7 protein-coding genes are annotated in these 14560 nt (G+C 39.7%); 4 read left to right on the top strand and 3 right to left on the bottom strand.

All coding sequences use genetic code 11. The features are described from left to right. Window positions 1-182: 182 nt before the first annotated feature. From ACE1ET_RS18385 to ACE1ET_RS18375, 3 genes are all read right to left on the bottom strand, one after another. Window positions 183-653 (bottom strand): heme-binding domain-containing protein, encoded by a 471-nt coding sequence (locus tag ACE1ET_RS18385; RefSeq protein ID WP_375729884.1) that lies wholly within the window; start codon window positions 651-653, stop codon window positions 183-185. Window positions 654-683: 30 nt separating this feature from the next. After that, window positions 684-1076, bottom strand: coding sequence for a heme-binding domain-containing protein (locus ACE1ET_RS18380; RefSeq protein ID WP_375729883.1), 393 nt, complete (start codon window positions 1074-1076; stop codon window positions 684-686). A gap of 281 nt (window positions 1077-1357) precedes the next feature. Continuing rightward, the gene (locus ACE1ET_RS18375; protein WP_375729882.1) at window positions 1358-4687 is read right to left on the bottom strand and encodes a LamG-like jellyroll fold domain-containing protein; all 3330 of its coding nucleotides are present in this window, start codon (window positions 4685-4687) and stop codon (window positions 1358-1360) included. 518 nt (window positions 4688-5205) lie between these two features. Between ACE1ET_RS18375 and ACE1ET_RS18370 the strand changes: the two genes are divergently transcribed. The 4 genes from ACE1ET_RS18370 (at window position 5206) to ACE1ET_RS18355 (ending at window position 14392) form a co-directional block, all read left to right on the top strand. Continuing rightward, window positions 5206-7104, top strand: coding sequence for a fasciclin domain-containing protein (locus ACE1ET_RS18370; RefSeq protein ID WP_375729881.1), 1899 nt, complete (start codon window positions 5206-5208; stop codon window positions 7102-7104). Window positions 7105-7207: 103 nt separating this feature from the next. Further along, window positions 7208-9043: an NPCBM/NEW2 domain-containing protein gene (locus ACE1ET_RS18365; protein ID WP_375729880.1), complete on the top strand. Its 1836-nt coding sequence runs from the start codon at window positions 7208-7210 to the stop codon at window positions 9041-9043. Window positions 9044-9098: 55 nt separating this feature from the next. After that, window positions 9099-11930: an NPCBM/NEW2 domain-containing protein gene (locus tag ACE1ET_RS18360; RefSeq protein ID WP_375729879.1), complete on the top strand. Its 2832-nt coding sequence runs from the start codon at window positions 9099-9101 to the stop codon at window positions 11928-11930. A 38-nt stretch (window positions 11931-11968) separates the two neighbouring features. Then, a complete protein-coding gene (locus ACE1ET_RS18355; RefSeq protein ID WP_375729878.1) occupies window positions 11969-14392 on the top strand; it encodes a glycoside hydrolase family 2 TIM barrel-domain containing protein in 2424 nt (807 codons plus the stop codon). The last annotated feature ends 168 nt before the right edge of the window (window positions 14393-14560 follow it).

Here is a 14560-nt window from a genome sequence, read left to right as displayed (position 1 = left end):
AACTGCAAAATTAATAATTGTTATCGAACCAATGTGTCAGTAATCAGGCAAATTGGAATCATAAATTCGTCATACAAATTTAAGAATGTCTATTTAGCATAGAATAATGGCAGGAAAATTAAATGTTTAGGTTTTAATAGATCCTTTATTGCAGAACTGTCTTGTATCTTATGTCTTAAAAATTATTTTTTCATTTCCTTTAATAGATTATTCGCGTAGGAATCGCTCCATGCAATTATAGTGTTTCGCTGATCCTGGGTAAGTCTGGCTTTCCCATGCATCATGGTAAATGAAGTTAATGGCATGGACTTATCTTTCATGACATCAGAAATATCTCCCAGATCACTGATGAGATCAAGTGTATCGGTTTTACCCCAATTTGAAAAATTCAAATGGTGTTTGCCTTCTTTGATATGGCTACTGACCAGCCAGGACGCCGGAGCTATTTTATCAAACCACAAGTATGTGGTTTGATTAGAGTGGCAATCAAAACATGAAGTCTTCAGAATGGTTTTAATGTCAGAAGGGATATCTTTCTGATTGATAAAATGATCACTGGTAATTTCACCTGCATTCTTTTTGGGTTGAATAAACTGAATGACTATAAAAATTACAAAAAGAGCTATAAGTACGCTTTTTACGTAACGTTTCATATAATATTATTTAAGTGAGAAAAGATAAACTTATTTATTTAAAACTGCTTTTGCTTCTTTTTGTGCCCATTCTTTAAGTTCTAACTCTTCTTTTTCCGTCAGTCCTTTTTCCGGGTGCATTTTAAGAAATTTTTCCGGGGGCATTTTCTTTTCATCAAGTACTTCCACAATATCCCGCAGGGTCTTAATCTTTTTTACATCCTCCAGTTCACTAAATGTTGTAAAATTCAGTTTTGCTTTGGCTTTTTCACTTCTTGAGTCTGAATTATGGCATCCCATGCATGATTTATCAACAATTGCTTTAATGTTTTCAGGCATGTCGGACTTTTTATCTTCATTTTCAGGCATGTTTGATCCCATTAACATGAATCCGAATACAGCGATCAATAACACGGGAATTGAAAAGTTTCTGATGTTTCTCATAATTAATTAAATTAAGATATTTACATAAGGTTTTAATTTATATCGCAGTCATTAACTGTGGGGCGGTTCAATATTGACTCCAGAAAACCTAAATTTCCGGTTTTTATTCCGGGGTAAGAAATTATTAGATAGTATAACACTTAGAATGGTGAATAGGTTTTATAGTTTTTGCATAATTTACATTTTTATTATGCTTATGTACTAAATGTTATGTATAACTCTGATAAAAAAGTAAGGCTGCCATTTATAGCAGCCTTACTTACATTGATATTTTGTTATAGTTATTTTACAAAAACTTTCTTAATCTGAGAATTAACTTTAACAATGTAAATGCCACGATCAACCGAAATGCTTTCAGTATTTTTAACGGAGATCTGACGTCCAACCAGGTTGTATACATGAACATTTTCGTCCCCCTTCAGATCCAGGATTCTGATCAGACCTGGTTTAGAAGTATCTATTCTAAGGTCGTCACCAGCTGTAACTTTCCGGTCAATAGCTGTGTACCATTTTGTTTTTACCAACACCGGCAATCGTTCCGTTCCTTCATAATTGTTGATAACCTGACTTGCATAATATACAGTATTCGGCACAATTTCCTCATTCATATCTAATGAGTCAACACCATTAGAAGAACTGTACCATTTAAACCTTACATTTTCTGTAAGAAGCGCTACCGAATCTCCTTTAACAACTAATGAGTCAAGTGTACTGCCTTTATAAACATACTGTACTGCATCCCCGGTAGGAACAGGTGAATAACGATTAATATAACCATCAGCATCGGCGAGCAGGTACCCAACAGTTAAATCTCCATCCTGTGCAGAAAGCGCTGCCATGTTTTCAACATCACTTGGTGAAAGTTTTTTATTGAAGATCTGGAAATCATACATCTTTGCCCCGGCAAGGTAAACATCCCCTTCAAAATTGGATCTGCCAAGGAAGTTATAAGAAGTACCAATCATTCCGGATTTAGGTAAAGTAGCATTTGGAAGTAGCTTAATGGTTGCAGTATCTATCGCAACTCCATCCAGGTAAACATAACCTAACGTATCATCCTGAACATAAGCATAATGATGCCATTCACCTAACGTAGTGGCATTCGCAGTTCCGGCTGTTCCCACCTGCCCGTCATCCCAGCGCTTGGGTGAAATGGCATAGGTATCATAACTGGCTCGTCCAAATATATAACCATTCCTGTATGAGGCTGATGAATCGCTGTTAGAGAATGCATACAGGAAGTTTCCATTGCTGGTAATATTGGTTTTACTTGCATTTATATAGTAATATACACTGATTGAAAAGCCGTCTTTCAGACCATATATTACTTTTCCAATATCATCTCCCATATCAAAATAGGATGAATCACCTGATAATTTTAATAATCCATAATTATCCATTACCCCACGTACAGTATCAATACATGCGCCGCGTAATAACTCACCTTTAAAATGTTTCTCAGATAAATCTGTCACAAAATTGCCCTCGACATTTTCAGGACTAAAGTTAAAATGAACTAAAAGGTCAGAGGTATATTTTGTAGCTTCATTAGCCAGAACTGTTGCAATAAAAGTGGTGTCGGTACGATATCCGTTCTTGGATAAGGTAGCTGTTAATTTTACATCTGTATCCAGATAATCAGGCCTTGTTACTACCCCTGTGGTTGTAATTAAGGCTGGTGAGATAGACCATGTAATGGTAATGGAGTTGTCAATACTACCTGTAGAAGGTAATGAAATATTGGAAGTTACTGCACTTAAATCACCTAATGTCAACGCATCTTTTTCTGTATTGAGCTCCACTGGATATCCGGCATTGTTATTTTCATCCCACGCAGTGTTCAGATCATCAATCACGGTTAATACATCCAATCCGATTCCAAACGGATTACTGAGTTTAATTTCATCCTGTGAAAGCGGAATAGAGTATAACCTGAAATCATACATGGCTGTATTTTGCAAATATGCATCCGAAGGGTATGGAGAACGTCCAAGCCAGTTATATGGTGTTCCGTTTATCGCCACACCATCAGCGCTGTCTCTTGCAATTACAGAGTAGGGAAAGTATGTGATCGAAACATCCGATAATACATCTCCATCAAGGTATAATGTTCCGTTTCCACCTTCCTGAACATAGGCAATATGATGCCATTCCCCTTGTGGTGCGGTGCCTTTTCCCCCGGTGCTTTGTTGTGTATTGTAGTCAGTTTTCATAATGGCAAATTCCATGTTCCGTCCCATCCAGTACATCGCACCGCCGCCATTGTAAATATCTTCGGTATTACAGAAAGACCAGAAGAAGTTTCCGTTATTTCCTATTCCGGTATAATCTTCACTCACCCTGAAGAATAAGCTGATGGTATATTCGCCCAGTTGATGAATGTGTTCGCCCAATGCAGCACTCATATCAAAATAACCAGTTCCTTCACCCATATCCAGCACATCGTATTGTGTAGTTTCCCCGATGGTACGGACCCATGCTTCATTTTCCAGGGAGCCTACAAACCCGTTGCCGGAAATATCATCTATACTTACACCATCATCACCAAGGTTATCCCGGCTGAAGTCCCACTCAGCAACCAGATCCTGACCCGGGTTAGTGGCACCTAAATAAGCCGTAAATTTTTTCTCCATTTGATAAGTTAAGCCATTAACATCCCTTTCCAGTGAGGCGGTTAGGATTACAGGGATAGGATACATTTCAGGATAACGGAGCACATGACCAGTCGTATCAATATAGGATGTATCAGAACTGGTCCAGGAAACAGTTACATCTGTTCCCATCATTTCAGGGAGGGTTATATCAGAACTTACATTGGAGAGGTCGCCGAGATCTAATGCGGACTGTTGCGTTACCAGTTCAGGGTCACTACCCAAAGCCAGAACTTCATCCTCAGTAAGAGCGCGGTTGTAGATACGGAAATCAGAAAGCATGCCCTGTAGGTATGGATCACCGCCCCAGTGCGACCGTGCTATCCATAATTCTGTTGGTGTCTGATTCATCGTAGCCGGTGTTGTGGCCATATTATTATTGGTATTGCCAATTTGTCCGTTCAGGTACAATTTGCCAACATTTCCATCGATAGTAACAGTGAGATGATACCACTGATAGGTATTCATTACTTCCGTTCTCCCTACTGCCGGCCATCCGTCATCACCGCTGTGTACCGTAAACCTTGGACCACCGCTGGAAGCATGGTCACGGGGAGATAAGAATATGATGTGATCGGTTGTGTTGGCAAAGTCAATTACATGTTCATTTAATTGATCTACTTCCGTGTAAATCCAGAATGAGATACTGAAACCTTCAGCCCCCAGGAACTGATTTGCAAATTCAGGTATTATACTTACATAGCCGGAATTCCCGTCCAGCATTAAGGCATTTCTGCCATCGTCTGCCACACCCACTGATGCAGTTTCCATTAGTGTACCATCGTTTCCATTACCGGATACATCAGGGACCACTCCATCCGGTGCAGATTCAAAAGTATAATGTAAAATCAGACCCTCATCCAGATTCTGAGCACTGAGATTTAAACTGGTTAATAACAATGCCAGAAAAAAGAAAGAACCTGCTAACGTTTTGATTTGGGATTGTAAAAATTTCATCATAATCATATTTTAATTAGTATTAGAATATATTTTGAAAAACTAGATTCTGTAACAACCAAAATTAAGGTATTCTGGGATTCTTTTTCATAATAAATCTGGCAGATAATATAACTTTCTCGTCATTAAGAGTAAAATGTACGATCATTATAGCGTATCAACTAATGTAAACAGTCCTGTTAAAAACTAAAATTTTTCATCAACCCGTTATAAGTATGAACAGCCCCAGATTTTTAATTCTCTTTTGTAATTGACTGGTTTGAAAAAGTAAGATGTCTTTATGAATATATTGGTCGAATTAAGATTTGGATGACGATATTATTATCTGATTTGACGGAATACTAAAATCAAAAATGGTTCAAATAGTATTTATTTGTTGTTTTAAAAAGCGTTTTGTACGATTCATAATAAAAATTGACAATTATTTGAACATATATGGGAGAATGTAGTTAGGGCGTATTTTAAATTAGCCGATCATAAATTATAAAATGTCGTTCGTGAATTTATTTATTTTTTTAGGTATGAAAATGAGGTCTTATCACATCGTTACACGTGGATTATTTATTCTTACAGTTTTTTCCCTTGTGCTTTTATACTCATGTGACAGTGATAAAATTGGAAAGGAGAGCTATTACACATTTACCGGAGATTTAGTCGGAGGCTATTTAAGTTCTCACCAGGATGAATTTTCCGAATTTGTTAAACTGTTGGATACAACTCGGGTTATGGGACTCTTAAATGCGTACGGTATATATACCTGTTTTGCCCCGGATAATGATGCTATGTTGGATTTTTATGCAGATAAGGGAAAAAAATCCATGGCTGATTTTTCGATGGATACATTGAAAAAAATCGTATATGATCATATTATTCAGGGTTTTTCACTTGGGACCAATGATTTTATAGAGGGCAGGCTTAGTCAGAAAACAATGAGTGACAGGTTTATTGCTGTGTCCTATCAAAGTTTTTCAGAAGGGGACTTAACCATTAGAATAAATAAAACCTCTCCAATTATTAAACCCAATATAGAAGTTCATAATGGAATGATACATAAAATTGGAGAAGTATTACATCCAAGTGAAAAGACTTTGGTGGAGGCACTCTCTGAAGATAAAAAGTTTTCGTTGTTTTTCAGCGCTCTGCTGGCAACCGGTTTAGACAAAAGCCTGAATAAGATTGAAGATAAATCCTATGATCCTTCCAGATATTCAACGAATGAGGATTTTACCGATGTAGGATCAATAATCAAAATTCCGCAATCCAGAAAATATGGTTATACAGCTTTGGTAGAGAGCGATTCAACGTATGCCCTTTACGATATTGTTTCCCTGGATGATTTAAAAGCCTATTCAGCTCAGATTTATGATCAGGTGTATCCTGAGGATGCCGGAATTTCAGATGTGACTGATCGCAAAAACAGTTTAAACCGGTTCATTGCATATCACTTAATAAACAAGCAGATTAACTATTCAAAATTTATCATTGATCTTGATAATACCGGACACTCGATAAAAACATACGATATGTTTGAGTACATCGAAACAATGTGTCCGAATACGTTAATGGAAGTAAGAACAAATCGTGCAACCAGTGAGTATAACATATTCAATATGGTTGAATCGGCAAATGATGCGATCAGGATTGTGCCAACAAATTATGATAATGATGCTTTAAACGGGGTTTACCACGAGATTGATAAAATTATGGCTTACGATTTTGCTTGTGCAAGCCATATTTCGGGTAAGCGACTGCGAATGGATGCAGCCAGCTTTTTCCCTGAGCTTACCAATAATAACTTAAGAGGTAATCTGAATAAGGAAGGCTACCCTTCGGTTTTATGGATACTCCCTCAGGGCTATATTGACAGGGTGACAACTTCGGAAGGCACTGAATTTGCGTATTATGATTTTGATCAGAGATTTCTTGACTTTCAGGGGGATGAGGTTTATTTAAAAGGCTTATATGATTTCTCGATCACCACTCCGGCAATCCCGGCAGGAACATATGAGGTCCGTTTTGGATGGAAAGTTGAGACTAAAAGAGGAGCAGCTCAACTCTACTGGGATGGAATACCCTGTGGAATCCCTTTGGATTTAACCATATTTGCAAACAATCCCAATATCGGATACGTGCGACCCGGTGAGGATCCTTCGGATCCTTATGGATATGAAAATGATAAGATGATGCGGAACCGTGGATATATGAAAGGACCGGCAAGTTTTCAGCCAGCACTTAATACATGGTTTGCAGGTAATGCACGAATTAATGACGGATACCTTCGGAGAATTCTGGGGATTTATACCTTTGACGAAGCTGGAACACATACATTCAGTGTAAAAGCGGCACGTACAGGTGAATTTATGTTCGATTTTCTTGAATTTGTTCCGGTGGAAGTGTTGGAGAGTGAAGGCATCGATTAAAAAGTTAATTATCATTACAATATTCTTATTTTTACAGAATTGAATATTGTATTACAAATAATTTGGATACATAAAGGATAAACATATAACTAACTATTTTTCTATGAAAACCTTTAGACTTGTACTTTTAGCGATAGTTCTGTTTGGTTCTGTAAACGCACAGACGGGTAGCGATTTTCATGAATGGGCACTGATACCTCCCATGGGTTGGAACAGCTGGGATTGCTTTGGTCCTTCTGTTGTGGAATCTGAAGTCAAAGCCAATGCCGATTATATGGCTGATAATCTGAAAAAATTTGGTTGGCAGTATATAGTGGTTGATATTCGCTGGTATGTTGAAAATCAAACCACGGGGCATTACAATGCCTACAGAAACTCTGACTTTGTTTTGGATAAATACGGACGATATATGCCATCACCTAAACGTTTCCCTTCTGCAGCTAACGGAGCCGGATTTAAACCACTGGCTGATTATGTGCACGGATTAGGATTAAAATTCGGTATACATATCATGCGCGGGGTTCCAAAGGAAGCTGTTTATAATAAAATGCCGGTTTTGGGTACTGATATAACGGCGGATCAGATATATTCCAATAAATTGGAATGTACCTGGTTAAAGGATAATTTTACGGTTGTAAAAGGGAAAGCAGGGGCACAGGAGTATTATAATTCTATTCTTGACCTATACGCATCGTGGGGAGTTGATTTTATTAAGGTTGATGATTTATCCAGACCCTATCATGCCGATGAAATAGAAATGATTCGCAATGCTATTGATCAGACCGGCAGACCAATTGTGTTTAGTATGTCACCGGGTGCCACACCACTGGATCAGCATGAACATGCAAAAAACCATGCCAATATGTGGCGTACCATTGACGATTTTTGGGATAACTGGACGCAGCTGAACTATTCCTTTGGTAAATGTGCCGAATGGGCCCCTTACATATCACCCGGCGCCTGGCCCGATGCAGATATGTTGCCTTTGGGACATTTATCAATTCGCGGTGAAAGGGGAGCAGACAGGTACACCAATTTCACTAAAGACGAGCAGTATACACTGATGACCTTATGGACTATGTTTAAATCGCCGCTTATGTTTGGCGGTCACTTGCCTGATAATGATGATTTTACAAATTCTTTATTGACTAACGAGGAAGTTCTTTATGTGCATAATGCTTCAGTAAACAATAAAGAATGGTTCAACCGGAACGATAAAGTTGCCTGGACTGCTGACGATCCTAAGGGTAAAGATAAATTTGTGGGCTTATTCAATATAGGTGGAAATGAGTTTGTAAGTTCCAATAAACTATTGTACCGCAGTGGAACAGTATCAAGGCTTACAGATGGTTATGGTGAATATATTGATATTAAATTGCCGGAGGGAAGCAAGGAATTATATCTGATAGTGGATGATAATGGTGATGGATATAATTATGACCATGCTGACTGGATAAACCCGTTGATATATCTGTCTAATGGTGATTCTGTTCAGCTAGCCGATCTTTCGTGGGTTTCAGCAAAAGCAGGATGGGGCGAAGTGCATAAAAACAAAAGCGTTACGGCAAGAGCTTTAAACGTTAAAGGGACAGAATATAAAAATGGCATCGGTACACATTCGCAATCAATTATAAAATACCTGATTCCTGAAAACAGTGTGCGGTTTAAAGCTTTTGGCGGTCTTGATATTGGAGGAACAGGTCATGTTGGTGATGGCTCTACTGTGGAATTTATGGTTTCTGTTGTTGATCCGAAGCCTGATATGGAAACGTACGCAGTACCGATTCCTCTCGATTTAAACAAACTAGGCTATAAAGGTAAATGTAAGATTCGTGATTTATGGCAACAAAAGGACCTTGGTACCTTTCGCGCATCTGAAGTTCAACCTGTAATAAATGCACATGGTGCTGGCTTGTATCGCATTACTCCGGTTAAATAAATACTGTCCTCAATATCAAATCTGCATAACTACAAATAACTGAATTTATATAATTATGAAACCGTTAAAACTTATAATTCTTTTAGTTCTCATTTCTCCTTTTACTTTTGCCCAGACAGGGAAAGAACTTCCGTTTCAGAAGTGGGCTGTAACTCCACCAATGGGTTGGAACAGCTGGGACTGTTTTGGACCGTCGGTTGTAGAATCTGAAGTAAAGGCTAATGCAGATTATATGGCTGAAAATCTGAAGGATTATGGTTGGGAATATATTGTTGTGGATATTCGCTGGTATGTAGATAACCAGACTTCAGGTTCTTATAATAGCTTTAATAATTCAACTTTCATATACGATGAATACGGTCGGTATATGCCTTCTCCAACACGGTTTCCTTCAGCAGCCAATGGAGCCGGGTTTAAACCTCTGGCAGATTATATACATGCCAAAGGATTGAAATTCGGAATACACATCATGCGCGGCGTACCGAGAAAGGCTATAACAAATTCTTTGCCGATAAAAGGGTACGAGTCAAAAACGGCAGCCGATATTTACAACACAAACACATTGTGTACCTGGTTGCAGGACAACTATACGGTTGATGCCACTAAAGACGGAGCTCAGGAATACTATAATTCTATTTTTGAATTGTATGCTTCGTGGGGTGTGGACTTTGTAAAAGTAGATGACCTTTCACGTCCATATCATTCGGATGAAATTGAGATGATTCGTAATGCCATTGATAACAGTGGCAGACCAATGGTCTTAAGCATGTCGCCCGGAGCAACACCGCTGGATGAGCACGATCATGCAAAGAATCATGCCAATATGTGGCGAACAGTGGATGATTTCTGGGATAACTGGAGTCAGCTGAATTATTCTTTTACAAAGTGTGCCGAATGGGCACCTTATATCTCCCCGGGTGGATGGCCGGATGCTGATATGCTTCCATTAGGAAAATTTATTCGCGGCGAACGTGCTACCAACCGGTATACCAATTTTACTGAACCGGAACAATATACCCTGATGACCTTGTGGAGCATTTTTCGTTCGCCACTGATGTTTGGTGGTAATCTGCCGGATAACCAGAGTTTTACAGATTCGCTCATTACCAATAAGGAGGTACTGGGAATGCACAAATTGTCAGTCAATAACAAAGAGTGGTACAAGGAAAATGAAGTGGTGAGCTGGACTGCTGATGATCCGGTAACAGGTGATAAGTTTGTGGCCTTGTTTAACAGTGGAGGTGATGGTTTTGTCAGCACAAAAGATTTGCTGTACCGCAGCGGTACGATATCCACATTAACGGATGGCTATGGTGTGAATATAGATATCAGTATTCCCGCCGGGAGTAAAGAATTATACCTTATTGTTACGGATGCGGGAGACGGTTACGATTGTGATCATGCTGACTGGATCAGTCCGTATATTTATTTTGATAACGGTGATTCAACATTGCTTTCCGATATGGACTGGGAATACGCCTCGGCAGGTTGGAATTCGGTTCAGAAGAATAAAAGTATTTCAGGTGGTACATTAAATGTGAAAGGAACTACATATGCAAAAGGTCTGGGGACGCATCCTCAGTCCATCGTGCTATACAGTATTCCTGAAAATACTGTAGGCTTTAAAGCTTTTGCCGGACTTGATATTGGCGGTACAAGCCAGGCCTGCGGTTCAACAGTTGAGTTTATGATTGCCAACCAGGATCCTACGGTTCGTGAGGTAAATGTGCATACAGCACTGGCGAACAGCGGACGAATCAGCAGGACAATTGGCCGTGAAGGAGATACACTGATGGCTGATATTACAGGTGCGGAAAAGCTCTATCTGGTGGTGACTGATGCCGGTGATAATTTTAATTATGACCACGGTGACTGGATTAATCCTGCTATTTATATGGAGAACGGAGATTCATTGCTGCTGACCTCATTAAACTGGGTAAGTGCTACAAGTGGCTGGGCTAGTGTCAGGAAAAACCTGAGCCTTGATGGTAATACACTTAGGGTGAATGGCAAAAGTTACACAAATGGGTTTGGAGTCAATTCGTATTCAATCATAGAATTTAATCTCCCGACCGGATACACAACATTTAAAACATTCTGTGGATTTGATGATGAAGTTCTGAATGCTCCTGATGGTGTTACAATAGAATTTTTGGTTTATACACAGGATCCCTCAGTGAAAGACAGCCTTAGTATTCCATTGAATCTGGTTGATTTGGGTTTTAATGGATCATGCAGTATCAGGGATATGTGGGCTAAGGAAGATTTGGGAACTTACTCAGGTTCTGAGTTTGCTCCTTCCATGGCAACTCATGGTGCAGGCTTGTATCGTGTATCTGCAATTGGCAGGTCGGCTGATGTTGAAGCTAATTTGTCTGCATCGGCAGCAGAAATTATGGAAGATGAAAATCTGACCCTCACAGTGGATGTGAGCAAAACAGCTGAAACAACAGATACAATAAGTGGCTGGGTACAGATCTATCAGAATGATTCTCTTATTGCAAACATTGAGTTGAATGCTTCAGGGGTGGCCGAATATAGTACCGTGTTACTGACAGAAGGTAACTATACCTTTACTGCTAGCTACGGTGGGAATACCTTGTTCAGTTCTTCCGTAACTAACCCGGTATCTGTAACGGTAACAAAGGATCACACAGCTCTTAGCGGAGAAACAATAACCCTGAAGTTATGGATTACATCTATGGGCGGATTGAATTATCTTAATGGTTTACATCAGGGAGATAAAGTAGTTGTATATAATATAAACGGTCGAAAGCTGGATGAATTTACGGCATCTTCTGATGTGGAGAAAATCGGTGCAAAGGGTACAGTTTTGATTGAGGTCATAGCTAAAGGAAGTATAAAGCAACTGAAAGCAGTTCTCTAAATTTTGCGGGAGGATAAAATAAGATTAATAAAATGACGATGGCTAAAAAATTCTTCAGTCTGCTGCTCACAGTTTTAGTTATTTCTGCATGTAGCAATGCATCAGAGCAGCAAAATGAAAATCCTGAAAGAAAACAATTGTTCGATTTCGATTGGAAATTTGCATTGGGTGATTATCCTGATGCCGCAAAACCGGATTTTGACGATTCCGGATGGCGCCATCTTGATTTGCCACACGACTGGAGCATTGAGGGAAAATCAGATATCAACAACCCTTCAGAAGGGGAAGGCGGCTTTTATCCGATGGGAGCAGGCTGGTATCGCAAAACATTTCAAATGCCGGAAGACTGGAAGGGTAAACTTGTATCCGCATATTTTGGTGGTGTTTATATGAATGCCCGGGTATTTATCAACGGACAGGCACTTGGGAGTCAACCCTACGGATATACCTCATTTTATAGGGACCTGACGCCCTACCTGAAAGAAGGTGATAATGTGCTGGCCGTTAAAGTGGATAATTCAAAACAGAAGAACTGTCGCTGGTATAGTGGTTCGGGCATATACCGGCATGTGTGGATGGTGGTGACAGACTCAGTTCACATTGGTCAGTGGGGGATCGCTGTTACAACGCCTGATGTTAGTGAAACGAAAGCAGTAGTAAATATCCGGACATTGGTAAAAAATGAAACAAATGAGGATCAGGAAATTGTATTGGCAACACGGATTTCAGATAAAAACAAGAAGGAGTCAGGCGCAAATGATGTCACAGTAGTACTTCCTGCAAATTCGGAAAAGGAAATTGAACAGGAATTGAATGTAAAGGATCCGTTATTATGGACTACGGATGAACCAAACCTTTACAGGGCACAGATTCAGATTAAAAAAGGTGATATCATAACGGATCGGGAAGTTCAGAATTTCGGGATTCGTTCAATCAGTTTCAGTGCTGAAGAAGGCTTTTTATTGAATGGCGAGAAAGTTTTACTCAACGGTGGTTGTGTGCATCATGACAACGGTTGTCTGGGAGCCAAAGCATATGACCGTGCCGAAGAAAGAAAAGTTGAATTATTAAAAGAGGCTGGATTCAATGCTGTAAGAACGTCTCACAATCCACCTTCACAGGCATTTTTGGACGCCTGCGATCGTTTAGGTTTACTTGTTATTGATGAGGCTTTTGATGGTTGGAGGACTGCAAAAGCACCACAGGCTCCGTATGATTATTCCATCTATTTTGATGAATATTGGGAGCATGATCTCTCATCTATGGTGCTGAGAGACAGGAACCATCCATCAGTTATTATGTGGAGCATAGGGAATGAAATTATAGAACGCACCAAACCGGAAGCTGTTGAAACAGCAAAAATGCTTGCAGATAAAGTCAGAGAGATTGATCCGACACGTCCGGTAACTTCGGCTATGACCACATGGGGACAGGGATGGGAGATTTTTGATCCATTGATGGCAGTTCACGATGTGTGTGGTTACAATTATCAACTCCATATGGCAGAGTCTGATCATAAGCGTGTGCCGGATAGGATTATTGTAAATACTGAGTCCTATCCCCGAAATGCATTTAATATCTGGAGCCTGGTCAGCAAGCACAATTATATCATCGGTGATTTTGTTTGGACTGCCATGGATTACCTTGGTGAATCCGGGATAGGACGTTATTATTATCCGGGAGAACCACGTGGAGAACATTGGGAGGCCAATCTTTATCCGTGGCATGGTGCCTATTGTGGCGATATAGATCTTACCGGTTGGCGTAAACCTATTTCGCATTATCGTAGCATGCTTTACAATGATACCGAAAAGCTGTATATGGCGGTAAAAGAACCAAATCCGGATAACGGGCAGATCCGATTAACTATGTGGGCTGTATGGCCTACCTGGGAAAGCTGGACCTGGCCGGGACATGAAGGAAAGGACATTGAGGTTGAAGTGTATAGCAAATTTCCATCAGTAAGGCTGTATCTGAATAATTCTTTGATTGCAGAACAAAAAATTTCGGTTGATCAGCAGTTTAAAGCAACGTTTTCAGTACCGTATCAGGCGGGGACACTTAAAGCAGTTGGCGTAACAAACGGTAAAGAGATAGAAAAGGTTGAACTGAATACGGCCGGACAGGCTACGGGAATTCGTTTAAATCCGGATCGCGCCACCATTTCGGCTGATGGTCAGGATTTATCCTACATTATTGTTGAATTAACGGATGACAAAGGATTTGTTGATCCCAATGCAGAAAATGAAATGGTATTTAGTATTAAAGGTCCCGGAGAGATTATAGGCGTGGATAATGCTGACCTGAAGGATAAAACATTATACGTTGGGACGATACGAAATGCATGGCATGGGCGTGCAATGGTAGTCGTTAAGAGTCTGCGAAAATCCGGTGATATAACATTGACAGTCAATTCTGAAGGCTTAAACAGTGCATCAACAACAATTAAGACTATAAATTAGATTCGGATTGTACATCAGTCAGCTCTTCATTCTGATCCGGCGTCCTATTTCTTTATACACACACCCGTTAAAATAGTTCAGTTCTTCGGATTGTTTTTTCAACAGGTATATTATTTAATTTGAGGCTGAAAGCCTCTATGACTACAACCTGACATGCAATGTCAGGTT

Origin of the sequence: Quyinboa mangrovi, assembly GCF_042219825.1 — a bacterium.
Classification (GTDB): Bacteria; Bacteroidota; Bacteroidia; order Bacteroidales; family UBA5342; genus JBHJHP01.
Note: the sequence above shows the minus strand (reverse complement) of the source record. Positions and strands in the feature narration are given on the sequence as shown.